Raw genomic sequence first — 17,478 nt, forward strand, 5'->3', positions numbered from 1 at the left:
AAACTCCTTTAACATTTTTCTAAGAAAAGTTTTTTTCTGCTTGTATAAGGGAACAGGATAAAAAAAGTACAGGAGGGATTGGAATGTCTCAGGAAAACAGCAAGGACTTAAAGGATATTGTAAAAGGGCAGAATTCCGCGCAGAAACAAGAACAGTCATTGAAAGATCAGGAGCGTAAGCCGGATCAGCAAAACCGTTTGAAGGACCAGGAGAATATGAGGAAGTAGTTTTAAGAGAGCTATGAAGAATGTTATTATCCCCTTCAGGTAGACAGTAAAAAAAGAGAACATGATATGATGTTCTTACTAGTCTACTTGGAGGGGTTTTTTCTATGGCCAAAAAAGGACAAACCTTTAAAACCTATACAGAGGGGTTTAAGCGAGAAGTTGTTCGTTTGAAGTTGGAGGAGAAATGGTCTTATAAACAGCTTCGAGAACATTTTGGTATTAAAAGTGATGCCCAAATTGCAAATTGGGTTAAAAAAGTACGAAACGGAGAATCATTTGATGACCAGCGTGGGCATTGGAATAAGAAAAACTTTAATAATTTGGAAGAAGAGAATGCCTATCTGAAAGCGCAGGTGGAATACTTAAAAAAGCGCAATCCAAATCTACATGGGAAGGAATGGTCCTAAAAGCAGATCGATTTCAAATTATTGATAATTTAAGGGAAAAGTATCCCCTTGCGTGGCTACTGAAAATTGGGGAAGTTTCAAAAGCAGGATATTACAAGTGGCGCAATACAAATCCTATACGAAGAATCCGTCTTGAGGAGAATATTTTAGTAAAAGAGCATATCTTAGCCATCCACAAAATGCATCCTTACTACGGATATAAACGAATGACAAGGGCTCTTTCCCGGGAGGGAATTGTAGCTAATCATAAACGGGTCAGAAGATTAATGAGGGAATTAGGTATTCGTTCTGTCATTCGCAAGAAACGTCCATTCTATGGACGAAAAGGATCCGTTTTATTTCCCAATGTCTTAAATCGGGAGTTCTTTGCTGAAAAACCGTATGAAAAACTCGTCACAGATATTACTTACATCCGAGTTGGGGATGAGTTTGTCTATCTGTCAGCTGTTTTAGACTTATATAACAATGAAATTGTTTCATGGCAGTTATCTGAAAGGAACGATCTTAAGTTAGTCATAGATACTATAAAACAGCTAGAAGGCAAGCAGTTCGCAAAAAATGCTTTAATCCACTCAGATCAGGGGTTTCAATATACAACCAAAGCATACGAAAAACAAGTGAAGGAGGACCTCCAAGTTATAGGCAGCCATTCAAGAAGAGGAAACTGTCATGATAATGCTTGTATAGAGTGTTTCTTTTCTCATTTAAAGACGGAGAAAGTTTATTTAGTACGTCCCAAAACAATGGAAGAAGCTTACGTAGCAATTCAGGATTATATACATTTTTACAATCAAGACCGTTTTCAAAGTAAATTAAACGACCTTTCCCCGATAGAATATCGAGAAAAGGCCGCAGCTTAGTATACTCTTTTTTCAATGTCTACTTGACAGGGTTATGTGCAGAATAGCTCTCTTTTTAAAAAGGAAAAATGACTCCCGCCCCGAATAGTAAGCAATGGGTTACTCCTATTGAATATACATATAAAAAGGGGGATGCAGAATGGGAGTGCTGTTTGGTTTAATTATCGCGACTCTGGCCTTCGCTTATGGGATCGACCGAAGAAGGAAAAAGATAAATAATACTATCCAAAAAGGAATCAGCCCAAGTGATAAACCGGGGGAAAGCACGAATTATACGATGGGTGATAATCATTATACCGGAGGCGGACAATAGCCATGGAGTTTTGCGTTATCAGCAAGGCTCTTCTTTTTTTCCGGATCATGCTTTCTTCTCCTGAAAATGGGAAAAGCTAAGGTTGCCTGGTTTCTACAGGGCATCAAAAAGGGTATAAGGAAACATACATATTGTAACCTTTTTAGATTTGGAGAAGTGGGCTATGAAAAAAAGAAGAGTAGAATCCCTATTTGTTTTTATTCTGATTGCATCTGTGTATACGATATTTTTCACGGATGCCGGTTCGCCAATAAAAATCGGTGCTGTCATGCTGTATGCAGCTGTTATTTTTATCAGCGCCTATTCCTTGATGCTTGAGAATCGCAGCCCTAACCAGACCTTGCTGTGGATGTATGTGCTTGTATTTTTTCCGGTTGCCGGCTATCTGTTTTATTTGTTTTCCGGACAGCTTTATTTGAAGGGCCACCTGTTTAAAAGCAAAAGAAGCAGAGACAGGGATGAATGGAAGAAGCTGATGAAAAGAGAAGACACGCCTGATATATCATTCCTGCAGGACAGCCAGCACTGCTTTGCAAAATTCGCCAATAATGTAGCACTGACTCCGCTAAGCACTAATTCAAGGGCAAAAATCCTCAAAAATGGCGAAGAGACTTTTAATGAAATCAAGAAAAAGCTGCATGAAGCAGAAGAGTTTATTCATATGGAGTACTATATTTTCCGCTCTGACAGACTTGGCAAGGAAATCATCAATATTTTGATGGATAAAGCTAGGCAGGGTGTGGAGGTGCTGTTTATTTTTGATGCGGCAGGCAGCATGGGGATTACACTGGAGGATTTGCAGTCCATGGAGGATGCAGGCATTAAGATACGTCCATTTTCTCCGTTGAAGTACGGTTTTTTCAATCAGAAATTCAACTTTAGAAACCATCGCAAGATAGTTGTTATAGACGGGAAAGTCGGCTTTGTGGGCGGACTGAATGTGGGCGTTGAATACCTGGGCGAAAATGAAAAAATCGGTTTCTGGCGGGATACTCACATGCTTCTGAAGGGGGAGGCTGTGTACACACTGCATACGGTCTTTCTCTTGGACTGGGAATATGTAAGCAAGGAAGATGTGCTGGAGGAATACAGAAATGTAAAATATCCGATAGATGATGATGTGCTCGATGGTGCCGTGCAGGTGGTGGCCAGCGGACCCGACACACAGCAGGGAATTATGAGCGATTTATATTATTCAATGATATCCTGCGCGACCAGATCCATTTGGATTGCCACACCTTATTTTGTCCCTGATGAATCCATTCGCACTGCATTAAGGGTGGCTGCGGCTAAAGGAGTGGAAGTGCGCATCCTGGTCCCTGAGATCAATGACAGCTTCCTGACACAATACGCAAGCCGGTCCTATTTTGCGGAACTGCTTCGATATGGCGTTGAAATTTATTCCTATAAAAAAGGCTTTTTGCATCAGAAGATCATTATCGTTGACGGAATCCTCGCTTCAATAGGAACTGCGAACATGGATATGCGCAGCTTCCACTTGAACTTTGAAGTCAACGTCTTCCTATACGGTACAAGCTCCATCCGTGATCTTGTCGCCCATTATGAGGAGGATCTGGAAGAAAGCGAAAAAATAAGCCCCGTCCAGTATTATAAACGCGGATTGGCGGAAAGATCGAAGGAATCCTTCGCCCGGCTGTTTTCCGGGGTCTTATAAAGAAAGTGCCATGGATGTGGCGCTTTTTTTTGTGTGGAAAACAGCTTTGCAAATAAAGCAGCTCAATTTGCAAATAAATTAGTGAAATTGCAAATAAAGCAGTTGATTTGGCAAATAAATTAGTGAGGCGGCAAATAGAGCGACATAACTAACAAATAATGGTGAAGCTGCAAATAAAGCAGTTGAACTTGCAAATAAATAAACGAAATTGCAAATAAAGCAGCTGAACTTGCAAATAAATAAGTGAAATTGCAAACAAAGCAGCTCAACTTGCAAATAAATAACGAAATTGCAAATAGAGTACCAAACCTAGCAAATAAATAAGTAAACCTGCAAATAGACCAAGCCCCGTACAAATAGAAATCCGAACTTGCCAATAACCCATTTAAGTCTCCAGACCGAGGCGTAATCATCCTCCTTATTGGTCAAAAAAGGAAAAAATCATACTAAAATAAAGATCAGTACGATATGATTAGAATAGTTTGAAAAGTTAGAAAGAGGGAGGGTTTTTATGCTTTCACAATCAGTCATTCATGATGTAATTACAGCAGCCTTGACCACTGGCGGGGATTTTGCGGAAGTGTTTGTTGAGGATCGTTTCACCAATAACCTTGCACTTCAGGGCGGGAAAATTGAGAGCAGCTTATCAGGCAGGGATTATGGGATAGGCATTCGCGTGTTTAAGGGACTGCAGAGTGTTTATGCTTACACAACGGATGGATCAAAGGAAGGTTTGCTGAAAGCTGCGGGCAATGCTGCCCAGGCGATCAGAGGTGAGAAAATCATACAGCCTGCACGGCTGCAAAAGGAAATTATTCCGGCAGTACATCCTATATCTCTGAATCCGCGCGAAGTGGAGAAGATCCGCAAAGTAGATGTGATGAAAAAGGCATCCGAAATTGCCAAAAACTATCACAGCAGCATCCAGCAGGTTACGGTCAGGTATTTGGATGAAGAACAGAATGTGCTGATTGCCAACTCGGAAGGTAAGTTTGTTGAAGATCGCCGGGTGCGAAGCCGCCTTGCCATTCAGTCGATTGCTGCAGAAGGAAATCAAATGCAGCCTGGATTCTATGGACCTGGAGCCCATAAAGGCTTTGAATTCATGGAAAACCTTAACCTTGAACATTATGCCAATGAAGCTTCCCGCATCGCGGTTACGATGCTTGGAGCGGACCCATGCCCGAGTGGGAAATTTCCTGTCATCATCGATAATGAATTCGGCGGCGTTATTTTCCATGAAGCATGCGGACATGGCCTTGAAGCTACATCTGTGGCGAAGGATAACTCCGTTTTTGCAAACCGGATCGGCGAAAAAGTTGCCTCAGATGTCGTTACATACGTAGATGACGGCACGCTTGCCAATGAGTGGGGATCAATTACGATAGATGATGAAGGCGAAAAGGCCCGTAAAAATGTGCTGATTGAAAATGGGATTTTAAAAGGTTACTTGATTGATAAATTCGGCGGACGCAGAATGGGCATGGAGTCGACAGGATCGGGAAGACGGCAGTCCTACCGCTATGCACCGACTTCGAGGATGACCAATACGTATATTGCGAACGGCAAATCCACTCCGAAAGAAATCGTATCAAATACAGAGTACGGAATTTATACAAAATACATGGGTGGCGGCCAGGTCAATACAACAACTGGTGATTATAATTTTGCCGTTATGGAAGCGTACCTTGTGAAAGATGGAAAAATCGGCAAACCGTTAAAAGGTGCTACTTTAATAGGGAATGGCCCGAAAACGCTTCAGCTGGTTGATATGGTGGGGAATAATTTGGACCATGGTGCAGGCATGTGCGGTTCACAAAGCGGAAGCATCCCTGTCAATGTTGGCCAGCCGATGATCCGCGTAAGCGAAATGACTGTTGGCGGAACAAAGGGGGGCGAATAATATGAACGTGCAGGAATTTAAGGAAAAACTATTTCAGCTTGGCGAGCAGCATGGTTTTACAGATATGGAGCTTTATTATGAGAGGGAGGAAAAGTTCGCCTGCGAGCTTTACAAAGGAGAAATTGACTCCTACGACACTTCCGAAGTATTCGGAACCTCCTTCCGAGGCCTTTACGAAGGCAGGATGGGCTATGCTTTTACGGAGAAACTGGATGAGGAATCCCTGTCTTTTCTAGTCGAGAATGCAAAGGAAAACTCTCAGTTTATTGAAGATGAAGTACAGGAAGAAATCTTTGCCGGCAGCGAAAAGTATGAGGCAGGAAGCTACTATTCAAGCAGTCTTGCTGAAGTTACGATCGCTGAAAAAATAAATTTGCTTAAGGAAATAGAAAAGCACATCTATGCATATGATGAGCGGGTAACCGGGACTGATTATTTCATGCTGAAAAGCGGTGAAACGGAAAGGGTTCTTCTCAACAGCAAAGGCCTGAAACTCAGCGAAAAGAACAATCATGCCGGCATTTATGTATCAGTTATCGTTAAGCAGGGAGATCTAGTGAAAAACGGAGAATACTCCAAGTTTACGAGAGACTTTTCCATCTTGAATCCTGAGGAAATTGCCAAGCATGCAGTAGAAGAAGCATTATCTCAGCTTAATGCCAGAAGTGCTGAAAGCAAGAAATATCCCGTATTATTGAGAAATGATGCTGCCAGCGCCCTCCTTCAGACATACATCCCTATCTTCTCAGCGGAAAATACTCAAAAAGGGCAATCGGCTTTAAAGGGCAAAACAGGGGAGATCATTGCGGCAGCGTCATTGAATATAGTGGATGATCCATTTTTAGAGGAAGGTCTGCTAAGCTCAAATTTCGACAGCGAAGGGGTCGCCACTGCCAGGAAAGATATTGTGAAAGACGGCAGACTTGTTACCTTGATGCATAACCGCAAAACGGCTCAAAAAGATGGTGTGGAATCGACGGGCAATGCTTACAAAGCTTCTTATAAGGGCGCTTTAACGGTAGCTCCAACGAACCTTCATGTCATTCCATCTGATCAAGGCTATGACGAGCTGTTATCATCGCTGTCAGAGGGCATAATCATAACCGAATTATCCGGCCTCCATTCCGGTGCCAACACCGTATCAGGGGACTTCTCCATTGCGGCTAATGGCTATTATGTCAAAGACGGTAAAGTGCAAAATGCAGTAAACCAAATGACGATTGCCGGAAACTTCTATGAGCTATTGAATAATATTGAAGCCATCGGCTCAGACCTGGAATTTTCGATGGGATTCATGGCCACAGGCTACATTGGTTCGCCATCTCTATTAATCAGGGAACTGGCTGTGACGGTTGAATAATTAAAAGATAATGGCACACTACTGTAATCGTGGTGTGCTTTTTTAATTGTGTGAGAATTAAAAGTATCTAGATATAAATAATAAGCTGCTGTATAAGCTGAAAAGTCTTCTGGAAAAATAAAGGATATTCTTTCAAAGAATAGAAATATTGCTGTTAAACAAAAAAGGAGGCAATGAGATGGACCTAATTGAAACCAGCCGCCTAATTCTTCGCAGTCTTACCCTTGACGATGCACTCAAGGTAGAAGAATATGCCAGTGATTATGATGTGGCCAAAACAACACTAAATATTCCCCATCCCTATCCGGAAGGGGGAGCAAGGGAGTTTATTACAAGCATCCTGGAAGCAGAGAGAAAAGGTAAAATCGCGATTTTCGCCATAACGAAAAAAGAGGATAATAGCTTAATAGGACTCATCAATATTACAGGCACTAATGCAAACAGAAGAGCAGAAATCGGCTATTGGATCGGCAAGCCGTTCTGGGGGAAAGGTTATGGTACAGAGGCAGCCAGGGCAGTTATTAAATATGGATTCGAAGAGCTGAACCATAACCGCATTTATGCCCTTGCTTTTACAGACAATCCTGGGTCATGGAGGATTATGGAGAAGTCAGGAATGAAGCATGAAGGAATTTTGCGCCAGCATGTAATAAAAGACGGCAGGCCGGTAGACCTGACTTATTATGCGATATTGCTGGAGGAATATATAGGGGAAGGTTCAGCCATTTGAATCGCTGTCCGCATTATGTTTCAATGGAAGCAAATCATTTTTTATATGGAGGTTCATGTGCGGATCATTGCTTCCCATCCTTTTATAACAGTCAGCCGGAAGATCGATTGGAATCAGCAGCAATACATTGAAAAGGAACTTTATCTTCATTTATTTGAGGATCACATCCTTTCGCCAACGGATAAATTTCTCCTTGATGAAGTTTGGGATATGTCATACAGATCTTCCAATTGCGAAATTGGTTTTCTCTATCTTCATACCAATCGGGGGCTATTCTCTTTTCAAGTAAAGTCTGAGCCAAACCAGTTTATAAATCTTTATAGAAATCTGAAAAAGTAATAAAGCCGGAATTGTCATGCACAACAATTCCGGCTTTGTTATTAAGCCTGTTCGGCCAGTCGTACAAGCATATGGGCCAGCTTATGCTTCTCTTTATCATTGCCAGCTTTCCATAATTCTTTCAGAAGCTGTTCCTCGCGGTTTTTTGGCTCCACATTTTCAGCCAGGTAGCCAGCCACCTTTTCCGCTGTTACCGCAAGCTGTTCCTCATTTAATCCCAGCTTTTTGCCAAGCTCGATTCTTTCAGCCAGATAGCTTTTAAACTCGTCGAAATTGCTTAAAATATCTTCGGCCCTTTCATTTGACATTTTGTCCATTACATTCTTGATATTTTTTGTATCAAATTCACCATCTTGTTTGATTACATGATCCTGTTCATTCATTTAACAGACCTCCCAAAAGAACGTTTTCTTATTAAATATCCTTTTGGGGGCCAACCTAAACTTGTTTATATCTCGCTGGATGGAGATTCCTGAACAGCTTTCAATTTCTTGAATTTTAATTTTGACATAATAACGCCAATTTCATATAGCCCGATAAGGGGCACAAGGACAAGAATCTGTGAAAATAAATCAGGCGGTGTAATTAGAGCTGATACAACAGCCATGATCAAGTAAGCGTATTTTCGCATCGAGCTGAGCATGACTGGGGTAACAATGCCGATAGTTGTCAGAAACAATAACAGCAAAGGCACTTCAAACAGAAAACCAAAAGGAATGGTCGACATCAGCAGAAAAGAAAAATATTCCCTGGCAGTGATCATCATCGCAAAATGAGATTCACCCAATAGCATTAAAAACTGATAAATAGCAGGGAATATAATAAAAAAGCCGAAGCAAAGACCGCCGATAAAGCTGAAGAGAATAGCCGGAAAAAATATCAATGATACTTTGCTTTCTTTTTCCGTTAATGCGGGCCTCACAAATAGCCAGACCTGATATGAGATAAAAGGAAGCGAAAGCCCAAGGCTGATGCTTCCTGCAATTCCCGTGTACATCTTAATCACATCCAGCGGTCCAAGCATGACAAGCTCATGATCATTCGCGAGCATAGGGATCAGTCTGTTGATGAAAAACAGACAAAGGGCAAAGCTGGCTATAAAGAAAATCAGTGATCGAATCAGCACTTTTCTTAGATCTGTTAAATGCTCTACAAGGGTTTGTTCATCCGTTTTCAATCTAAACCCTCCTATTAAAGCGGTTTATCCTTCCGGTCAGCCGTTTCGATTGGACGTTTTTTTGAATCGGGTTCCTCATCATCACTCATAATTTCTCTGGCTGATTTCTTGAATTCTGATAAGGTCCTTCCAAAGGCAGACCCGATTTCCGGAAGCTTTTTAGGACCAAAGATAATTAAGGTAATAACAAGGATGATAATTAATCCGGGAATTCCGATATTTGAAAGCCCCATGATGTTCACTCCTTTTTGTGGATTTTTAAAAAGGTGAGTAAGTGCGCCTGCCCCCTTTGGTTTCGGGGGTGGGCAAGGCGCTTCCGCCTTTCTTATGCAAGCAGGCCGCCTTCTTTGCTGTACTTGATGATTCCTTCAGCAGCACGGTAGGCGAGTGCACCAACTGTTCCTGTCGGGTTATACCCTCCGTTGTGAGGGAAAGCGGATGCGCCAATGACAAATACATTTTCTGCATCCCACATCTGCAGATAGTTGTTTACAGCTGATGTTTCGGGCTCAGCCCCCATGATCACGCCGCCGGTATTGTGTGTTGTCTGATAAGGGACGATGTCATAGTGCTCCAGCTGCTGTCGGTCGTTAATTTTTGATGGTCCCATCTCCTTCATGATGTTGTCTGTGATTTTTCCAATATAGTTATAAAGGTTCTTATCCTGCTCGGTAAAATCATATGTCAGACGAAGCAGAGGAAGCCCGTAGGCATCTTTATAAGAAGGGTCTAAGTCCATATAATTGTGCTGCACAGGCATGGAAGCTCCCTGTGTCCCAATGCTTAAAGCCCTTGTGAAATACTTAATGGAATTCTCCTTGAACTTGCTGCCCCATTTCGGTGTATCAGTCGGAACCATATTATATTGAATCGGACGGTATCCTGATTGGTTGAGGGAAATGGAGCCCCCATGGATAAAGCCCAGATCCGAGTGGTCAAAATTGTCTCCATTGTAATCATCCACAGTAGCACCAAGAGCACCGGCACCCATGAATGTATTAAATTGTTCTTCATCAAAAAATCCAGCTGATCCGGGAAGGATCTGGTAGCAATAATTCTTTCCAATAACCCCTGACCCTGTGTCAGGATTGTATGGACGCCCCAGTTTGGATGTCAGCAGCAGGCGGGTGTTGTTCATGACATAGCTTGTCAGAATAACCATTTCTGCCGGCTGGATGAATTCTTCCTTCGTTTGCACATCCACATAGCGTACTCCAGTTGCTTTTTTGCCGTCGTGAATAATTTCTGTTACATTCGAAAAGTTGCGGATATCCACATTGCCAGTTTCTTTGGCAAACGGAATGACGGCAACGGTCGGATCTGCCTTGGCACCATATTCACAGCCGAAGCGTTCACAAAACGCACAATACTGACATGGAGCCAGCTTGGCGCCATATTGGTTTTCATATGCCTGGCTCATATTGCCGGATGGCATATGGTAAGGTTTCATTCCCAATGATTTCGCTGCCTCTTTAAATCTTGCTGTAATGGGTGTTTCCTTCATTGGAGGATTTGGGAACGGATTCGCTCTCTTTGGCCCTAGCTCACCTTCCTCACCGCCAATTCCTGCTGCTTTCTCAAATTCATAGAAATAAGGCTCCAATTCATCGTATGTAATGCCCCAATCCTGAACTTGAAGCCCCTTAATCTTTGCTTCTCCATATTTTTTAACCGTCTGTGATTTAATTTCGAAGTCATAAGGCAAAAAGCGGAAAGTATGGCCATTCCAGTGGACACCGGATCCTCCTAAGCCTTCACCAAGCAAAAAGGAACCAAGCTGACGCATCGGAAGAGCTCTTTCTTTCCCCTGGTTACGGAAGGTAATCGTTTCTTTTGAAAGGTCCTGCATTAATTCATAGCGGATTCCATAGCGAAGTTCATCATGGACAACATAGTAGTCCTTGACACCGCGCTCTTTTCCCCGCTCCAGGCCGACCACTTTTAATCCCTGTTTCCCTAGTTCAGCCGCAATGATTCCGCCGGCCCATCCAACTCCTACAATGACGGCATCGGTTTTAGGCAATGTTTTAGCCATTTTTTATCACTTCCTTAAGAGATAGTTCTATTTCGTATATGAATGGAGGCTATTTGGTTCAATTTCCACAAATTTTTCAGACTCAATTTGATTGATATAGCTCATCTGATGGCCAGGAAAGTCTTTCATTTTCCAGCCTTCCATATTCTTGTTTCCGGCATAGGCAGGATCTGCGTAAACGCCTTCAATAGTTGCTGCCCGGAGAATATTAAAAAATGTCCTGGAAGTGACACCCCGGAGCTCTACTTTATCCTCCTCAAAAGCGGTAAGGATTTCATCCTGCTGTTCACCCTCCAGTTCAGCGAAAGGCTTATTGAACTTATCATTGCTGTAGGTCTGCAGGGCAACAAGGCCGACATCAAAGACTTCATGCCGTTTTAAAGGGGACTGGTAACCCTGAAAGTTTGAGCCTGGGAAGAAAGGGCCCTGCATATATTCCCTTGTATTGTTTCCCCATGAGCCCGCAAGCTGGTGGTCAATAAAAAATGGAACATCCAAATCATTAGCGCCAGGGCCATTTTCATCCTTTGGATAAATTCTCTCAACGGCCGCCTGAAGGATTCCGAATATCTCGGGGTTTGTGAAATATAAAGGTGACTGCTGATAGGCAACCTGATCATGCCCGTTTGTATGGGCATTCTCTTCCGTTGCTGTACCGTCTTTATTCATGTTTGCGCCAATTAAGCCGCCAAGAATGCCGCCTCCTACCAAACCGCCGGCAACTAACCCGGAATTACGGATGAATCTCCTCCGGGACATGGTTGATTCTTGTTTTTGTTCATGTTCAGACATTTATCTAGAAACCTCCTTTTATTTGCCATTATGGTGAAAAAAATACATGTCTAAACAATGATCAGGAATTTTTTTAGCAGATAGGGAGAAAAGAAGAGGGGTTTTAGGGGATTTAAGGCATTAAAAAAGATGCAAACCGATTGGTCTGCACCTTTTTTAAGTCCGATGACGGACAACCTGAGGATTATGATTTGCATAGGGCCGAACCGATTTTAAATATATCGGTTATAGACGAGAGTGCCTTTCGAACGCTCTGCAAACCCTCCCTGGTTTCTTGCAATGCCAATGACGAACCTTGAAGTCGCTGTTACGCTTTTCATCGTCAACCAGTCCCTTCTGTTTTGTTATTGGCCTTGCATTATTTGTTTACCACGAGATCTTGACTTAAAACCTATTTCTTTAAAAAAATGAAGTTCTTTTTCTATTCAGTTTTATCCCTTATGGATAAAATAAAAGAAAGGAAGTGAAACGCAATGAATACGAAGAAAGAAATCCGTGAGTACATATGGAATTTTCTCGAGGAAAACAAGCTTGGCCGCTTTCCGTTTCCTTTAAAAAATAGAATCCCCAATTTCAAAGGAGCTGAAAAAGCGGCTGCATTTGTTTTTACTATGCCTGAGTATAAAGAGGCTAAGGTAATTAAAGTTAATCCTGATTCTCCGCAGCTGCCGGTCCGTGCACAAATTTTGAAAGATGGAAAGACATTGCTGGTTCCAACTCCAAGGCTGAAAGCAGGATTTATTATGGTAAAGCCGGAATGGGTCCCAGCCGGGGAGGAGAGAAAAGCAGCGAGCCTTAAGCATATCCACTCATATGGTAAAGAAGTTCCTCTCACCGAATTGCCGAAAATTGATTTGTTTTTTGCCGGATCAGTGGGTCTTCACCGGGATGGCCGGCGTGTCGGAAAAGGGGAGGGCTATGCCGACCGTGAATATGCGATAATCAGAGAATTGGGAAATCCCGAAATCCCTGTAATTGGAACAGTGAATAGCGCCCAGGTTACAGAGGCAGATATCCCGAGGGACCCATATGATTTGACTATCGACTGGATTGCCACTGAAAAGGAACTGATCAAAACCAACACGCCATATCCAAAACCAAACGGGATTCAATGGGATCTTGTAACGGAGAAGGAAATGGAAGAGATGCCGGTTTTGCGTGAAATATGGGAGTTAACAAAAGGAAAGGCAGCCAAGTAATTGACTGCCTTTCAAGCTTTCACTTCATCCATTTTCTTTAAAACATCATCAATCTTTGCGTGATTTTCAGGGGATTCATCAATATGCTTCCATAAAATCTTTCCCTGTGGCGAGAAAAGCCATGTCCCGCCTTGAATGTAGACATCCTGGGTCTTCATGGATTTCATGACAAATTCCTTCTGTTTTTCATTATCAGGGACAAAGCCCTTCACTTTTCCTGTTATAAATCCAAATGCTGCTTTTGAAAGGAGCTTCCACTTTGGCATTGTTTTATGTCCCATTCCTCTATAAGCTTCCCGGGATGGATCGCTAAGGATTGGAAAAGGGAACGGGCCGAATTGCTCAAGGAATTGATTGATGAATGTTCCTTTAGAAGGAGCAATGACAATGACTTGAAAACCTCTGGCTTCCAATTCACTTATGCGCTCGCGCAACTGCGCAAGATATTCTCTGCACACCGGTCAGCCAAGATGGCGGACGAAAACAGCCATTGTATATTGGCCATTAATGGCCTGTTCAAGCGTAATATTTTTATCAGGATTTTGGGTTTCCAAAATATAATTCATTATTATCCCGCCTTTCGGATTTACTTCTGATCATACCTAATCTTTTTGAAGGAATAAAGAAATGATGCTTGCACATAAAAAAACAGGAGTTCGCACTCCTGTTTAGTCCCTGCTCCCCAAAATTCCAAAAATACGAAGAATATTAATGAACAGGTTAATAAAATCAAGGTATAGGTTAAGAGCCATTAAAGGCACTTCTTCCGGTGAAACTCCATAATGCTTCATGCGGTTGAAATCGAATAGCACATATCCGCTGAATACAAGCACTCCGATGAAGGAGAATGCCAGCATCGCGTTAGAGCTTAACGGCCAGAAGATGCTGAAAATAGAGATTGCAATAAGGGCAAGCAATGCTGCCATCAGCATGCCGCCAAGAAAAGATAAATCCCGCTTGGTTGTCGTAGCGTATACAGCCAGGCCTGTAAACACAACCGTTGTCGCTGCAAGTGCGACCAGTACGGGGTTCGGGCCAATGGCAGCCAGGTAATGGGCAACAATCGGATAGGTCGTCATCCCTGAAATAAATGTAAATACATACAGGAATGGATACCCGATGGCCTTTTTGCGGCGAAGCAGGAAAGCGAAAAGCAGCATTCCGAGTTCAAGAATCATGAGCGGTAAAAACAGGGCTGGAGGGACGAAAACACCCGCCATCGTTCCGATAAAAGCAATACCCAATGATAAGGCGAATGCCCGTAAAACAGAAGGCAAATAACTATTATTTGCGGTTTGCTGTACATACATTTGTTTCATTTCTCCCCTAAAATCATTTGTATATGTATATACGTCAAAACTATTATATAAGTTTCATCATTTATTGGTTTTTTAAAAGGTCTCTTATTTCCGTTAATAGCTCAACGTTTTTATCCACAGCTGGTGCAGGTGTTGCTTCTTCTTTCTTTTTAAAACGATTGTTGATAATCCTGATAAAGATGAAAATAGAGAATGCCACGATGAAGAAATCAACCACATTCTGTATGAATAAACCGTATTTGACCTCAGCTCCTCCAACTTTTACCATCAGATCCGTAAAGTCAACTCCGCCCATCAGCAATCCAACAAGCGGCATGATGATATCATCTACAAGAGAAGATACAATCTTTCCGAAGGCAGCTCCGATAACAACCCCGACAGCCAAATCAAGCACATTTCCCTTCAGGGCAAATTTTTTAAACTCATTCCACATAACATGTCACCTTTCTAATAAAATTAACGTAATTATACTATAGAAGAATAAATGAAAACCAGATAAAGAAGCCCCTATTGACAGAAACAGGCTTTTTCTCTATAGTAACAATGACAATTATATTTCGAATATTCCCGTGTGAGCGGGAGAGGTTCATAGCTTCACCCTCTATAAAAAACTATGGCTTTGATTATAATAATCAACCATATCCATAAGAGGATATGGTTTTTATTTTTTAAGCTGTACTTTTGGACCTCTTCTTAAGATCAGCGGGATCGTATAAAGGGAGGCTTTTTTATGTCAGGAAGAAAAGATGAGGAATTAACGGATATTACGCTATTGGGAAATCAGGGTACAAAATATCTTTTTGAATACTCGCCTGATATTCTGGAGGCTTTTGACAATAAGCATCCAAACCGCGATTATTTTGTAAAGTTTAATTGCCCTGAGTTTACGAGTCTTTGCCCGAAAACAGGACAGCCGGATTTTGCGACCATCTATATCAGCTATATTCCGGATCAGAAAATGGTAGAGAGCAAGTCATTAAAGCTATATCTTTTCAGCTTTAGAAATCATGGCGATTTCCATGAAGACTGCATGAACATCATTATGAACGACCTTATTGAATTAATGGACCCGCGCTATATTGAGGTTTGGGGCAAATTTACGCCACGTGGCGGAATCTCCATTGATCCGTATTGCAACTACGGCAAGCCGGGGACGAAATATGAAAAAATGGCAGAATACCGTTTAATGAACCATGACCTTTACCCGGAGACAATTGACAATCGTTAAGATCCTAGCTTGCTTAAAGTGAAATTTTAAAATAATATCAAAAAGGCAGAGCAATCTGCTTTTTTTGTTGCAGAAAATATACATAAGTGGGATTATATTCAGGGAATATTCTGTATTTTATGGTACGTTACTATAATAAAGCTCTGAAGGGGGACAAAATGAAGAAAGGCGTACATAAAAAAGATCCGCGCTTTAAAATCGCAGAGAGAGAGGCGTGGATTGGCATTGGTCTGGTGCTCTTCAATTTTGTATGGTGGTATGGGTTTGCCTATGGGATGGGGTCTGGGCCTGCTGGTGAGTATACATATATTTGGGGGTTGCCTGCCTGGTTTTTCTGGAGCTGCGCAGCAGGATTTGCCGTAATGGTGATTCTGGTAACAGCAGCTGTTAAGTTCCTGTTTAAAGAAGTGCCGTTTGAAGAAAACGGGGAAGGGGGAGAATCTGAATGAATTGGCAGGTAATTTTTCCTCTTCTCATCTTTTTAATTATTATTTTTCTCGTAGGCTTATGGTCCAGCAGAAAGATTGATACCGGGAGTTCGTTCCTGCAGGATTATTTTCTTGGGGGAAGGCAGCTTGGCGGTTTTATTCTGGCTATGACGATGATTGCAACCTACGGAAGTGCCAGCAGTTTCATTGGAGGTCCCGGCGTTGCTTACACACAGGGGCTTGGCTGGGTGCTGCTTGCGATGTCACAGGTTGTCACAGGTTATTTCGTTCTCATGGTACTGGGGAAAAAGTTTGCCATCACAGCAAGAAAGTATAATGCTGTGACGCTCATCGATTTTCTAAAAGAACGATATAACAGCAGATGGGTTGTCTGGCTATCCTCTCTCAGCATCATTATTTTCCTTTTTTCTGCCATGGCTGCCCAATGGGTTGGCGGAGCAAGATTAATTGAGTCACTGACAGGATTAAGCTATTTGTCTGCTTTATTCATTTTTGCGGCTTCTGTTATGGTCTACGTGGTTATCGGCGGCTTCCGTGCTGTTGCCGTAACGGATGCTGTCCAAGGCGGAATCATGTTCATCGGCACCATGATCCTTCTGGTTGCTGTTATTATGGCAGGTGGAGGAATACCGAATATTATCAGCGACCTGTCTTCAGAAAATCCGAATCTGATTACACCGTTTGGCTTTGATGGCGGATTGACTCCTTTATATGTATCCTCATTCTGGATTCTTGTGGGAGTTGGAGTTGTAGGCCTTCCTCAGGTCGCAGTGAGGGCCATGTCATATAAAAATGCCAGAGCCATGCACAGGGCCATTATAATCGGAACAATAGTAGTCGGCTTTATCATGCTTGGCATGCATTTAATTGGCGTATTTGCCCGTCCTATTCTTCCGGGGATTGAAGTGGGAGATAAAGTTATGCCGTTGATTGCCATGGAAGTTCTTCCTCCATGGCTTGCGGGAATTGTACTGGCTGCACCGATGGCTGCCATCATGTCAACAGTGGATTCCCTGCTCCTCCTGGTCAGCTCGGCGATTGTGAAAGATGTCTATATTAATTACATTAAGCCTGATGCCAAAGAAGCTGCCATAAAGAAACTGAGTTTTGCGGTTACAGCCCTGCTTGGAATTCTGGTTTGCATCATGGCTCTCAGTCCGCCCGATTTGCTGATCTGGCTGAATCTCTTTTCTTTTGGGGGACTGGAAGCAGCATTCATATGGCCAGTTGTGCTGGGCCTATATTGGGCTAAGGGAAATAGATATGGGGCTGTGGCCTCGATGATAACCGGAACTGCTTCGTATATTTTATTCCATACTTTTTATCCAAATGCATTAGGCATGAATACAGTCGTATTGCCTATTGCTTTGTCACTTGCTGCATACGTATCTGTAAGTCTATTGACCGAAAAACATGCATCGGCACCAGCAGAAATATAAGCATTAGGCTCCGGAAACTATTCCGG

At 42.4% G+C, this 17,478-nt stretch carries 20 protein-coding genes; 12 read left to right on the forward strand and 8 right to left on the reverse strand.

The genetic code is table 11. From position 1 onward, the window contains the following. The first annotated feature begins 83 nt into the window (after positions 1 to 83). From A361_RS29840 to A361_RS05415, 8 genes are all read left to right on the forward strand, one after another. Positions 84 to 227, forward strand: a complete 144-nt coding sequence (locus A361_RS29840) for a hypothetical protein (RefSeq protein WP_019382565.1) — start codon at positions 84 to 86, stop codon at positions 225 to 227. 104 nt (positions 228 to 331) lie between these two features. Next, a protein-coding gene (locus A361_RS05390; protein ID WP_099049166.1) for an IS3 family transposase occupies positions 332 to 1,494 on the forward strand; the annotation gives its coding sequence in 2 pieces (ribosomal slippage) (positions 332 to 590 and positions 590 to 1,494; 1,164 coding nt in all). 139 nt (positions 1,495 to 1,633) lie between these two features. Further along, entirely contained in the window at positions 1,634 to 1,807 is a 174-nt protein-coding gene (locus A361_RS30410) for a hypothetical protein (protein ID WP_009334947.1), read from the forward strand. 163 nt (positions 1,808 to 1,970) lie between these two features. Further along, positions 1,971 to 3,482, forward strand: coding sequence for a cardiolipin synthase (gene cls, locus A361_RS05395; RefSeq protein WP_009334946.1), 1,512 nt, complete (start codon positions 1,971 to 1,973; stop codon positions 3,480 to 3,482). Between the two features lie 511 nt (positions 3,483 to 3,993). Further along, complete coding sequence (locus A361_RS05400) at positions 3,994 to 5,385, forward strand: TldD/PmbA family protein (RefSeq protein WP_019380288.1); 1,392 nt, start codon at positions 3,994 to 3,996, stop codon at positions 5,383 to 5,385. A 1-nt stretch (position 5,386) separates the two neighbouring features. Next, a complete protein-coding gene (locus A361_RS05405; protein ID WP_019380287.1) occupies positions 5,387 to 6,745 on the forward strand; it encodes a TldD/PmbA family protein in 1,359 nt (452 codons plus the stop codon). 178 nt (positions 6,746 to 6,923) lie between these two features. Continuing rightward, positions 6,924 to 7,475, forward strand: coding sequence for a GNAT family N-acetyltransferase (locus A361_RS05410; protein WP_019380286.1), 552 nt, complete (start codon positions 6,924 to 6,926; stop codon positions 7,473 to 7,475). Positions 7,476 to 7,490: 15 nt separating this feature from the next. Beyond that, positions 7,491 to 7,814: a hypothetical protein gene (locus tag A361_RS05415; RefSeq protein ID WP_019380285.1), complete on the forward strand. Its 324-nt coding sequence runs from the start codon at positions 7,491 to 7,493 to the stop codon at positions 7,812 to 7,814. A gap of 41 nt (positions 7,815 to 7,855) precedes the next feature. Here the strand turns inward: A361_RS05415 and A361_RS05420 are convergent, their stop codons facing one another. From A361_RS05420 to A361_RS05440, 5 genes are all read right to left on the reverse strand, one after another. Continuing rightward, positions 7,856 to 8,197 carry a DUF3243 domain-containing protein gene (locus A361_RS05420; protein WP_019380284.1) on the reverse strand — a complete coding sequence of 114 codons (342 nt, stop codon included), beginning with the start codon at positions 8,195 to 8,197 and terminating at the stop codon, positions 7,856 to 7,858. A gap of 65 nt (positions 8,198 to 8,262) precedes the next feature. After that, a complete protein-coding gene (tatC, locus tag A361_RS05425) occupies positions 8,263 to 8,991 on the reverse strand; it encodes a twin-arginine translocase subunit TatC (RefSeq protein ID WP_009334940.1) in 729 nt (242 codons plus the stop codon). A 14-nt stretch (positions 8,992 to 9,005) separates the two neighbouring features. Continuing rightward, positions 9,006 to 9,224: a twin-arginine translocase TatA/TatE family subunit gene (tatA, locus tag A361_RS05430; protein ID WP_009334939.1), complete on the reverse strand. Its 219-nt coding sequence runs from the start codon at positions 9,222 to 9,224 to the stop codon at positions 9,006 to 9,008. A gap of 92 nt (positions 9,225 to 9,316) precedes the next feature. Beyond that, entirely contained in the window at positions 9,317 to 11,026 is a 1,710-nt protein-coding gene (locus A361_RS05435; RefSeq protein ID WP_009334938.1) for a GMC family oxidoreductase, read from the reverse strand. 27 nt (positions 11,027 to 11,053) lie between these two features. Beyond that, positions 11,054 to 11,818 (reverse strand): gluconate 2-dehydrogenase subunit 3 family protein, encoded by a 765-nt coding sequence (locus A361_RS05440; protein ID WP_009334937.1) that lies wholly within the window; start codon positions 11,816 to 11,818, stop codon positions 11,054 to 11,056. Between the two features lie 473 nt (positions 11,819 to 12,291). Between A361_RS05440 and A361_RS05445 the strand changes: the two genes are divergently transcribed. Then, positions 12,292 to 13,017 (forward strand): 5-formyltetrahydrofolate cyclo-ligase, encoded by a 726-nt coding sequence (locus A361_RS05445; protein ID WP_019380283.1) that lies wholly within the window; start codon positions 12,292 to 12,294, stop codon positions 13,015 to 13,017. A gap of 11 nt (positions 13,018 to 13,028) precedes the next feature. Here the strand turns inward: A361_RS05445 and A361_RS05450 are convergent, their stop codons facing one another. The 3 genes from A361_RS05450 to mscL form a co-directional block, all read right to left on the reverse strand. Then, complete coding sequence (locus A361_RS05450; protein WP_082919365.1) at positions 13,029 to 13,475, reverse strand: peroxiredoxin-like family protein; 447 nt, start codon at positions 13,473 to 13,475, stop codon at positions 13,029 to 13,031. A gap of 210 nt (positions 13,476 to 13,685) precedes the next feature. Beyond that, entirely contained in the window at positions 13,686 to 14,327 is a 642-nt protein-coding gene (locus A361_RS05455; protein WP_009334934.1) for a Bax inhibitor-1 family protein, read from the reverse strand. Between the two features lie 70 nt (positions 14,328 to 14,397). After that, positions 14,398 to 14,769, reverse strand: coding sequence for a large conductance mechanosensitive channel protein MscL (gene mscL / locus A361_RS05460; RefSeq protein WP_019380280.1), 372 nt, complete (start codon positions 14,767 to 14,769; stop codon positions 14,398 to 14,400). Positions 14,770 to 15,066: 297 nt separating this feature from the next. On the opposite strand from mscL, the gene queF reads away from it, so the two are divergent. The 3 genes from queF (at position 15,067) to panF (ending at position 17,452) form a co-directional block, all read left to right on the forward strand. Beyond that, entirely contained in the window at positions 15,067 to 15,564 is a 498-nt protein-coding gene (gene queF / locus A361_RS05465; protein ID WP_009334932.1) for a preQ(1) synthase, read from the forward strand. A gap of 158 nt (positions 15,565 to 15,722) precedes the next feature. Continuing rightward, entirely contained in the window at positions 15,723 to 16,013 is a 291-nt protein-coding gene (locus tag A361_RS05470) for a YhdT family protein (RefSeq protein ID WP_009334931.1), read from the forward strand. After that, the gene (gene panF / locus A361_RS05475) at positions 16,010 to 17,452 is read left to right on the forward strand and encodes a sodium/pantothenate symporter (RefSeq protein WP_019380279.1); all 1,443 of its coding nucleotides are present in this window, start codon (positions 16,010 to 16,012) and stop codon (positions 17,450 to 17,452) included. The genes A361_RS05470 and panF overlap by 4 nt, the downstream gene beginning before the upstream one ends. The last annotated feature ends 26 nt before the right edge of the window (positions 17,453 to 17,478 follow it).

It is taken from the genome of Cytobacillus oceanisediminis 2691 (assembly GCF_000294775.2).
In the GTDB taxonomy this organism is placed as follows: Bacteria; Bacillota; Bacilli; order Bacillales; family Cytobacillaceae; genus Cytobacillus; species Cytobacillus pseudoceanisediminis.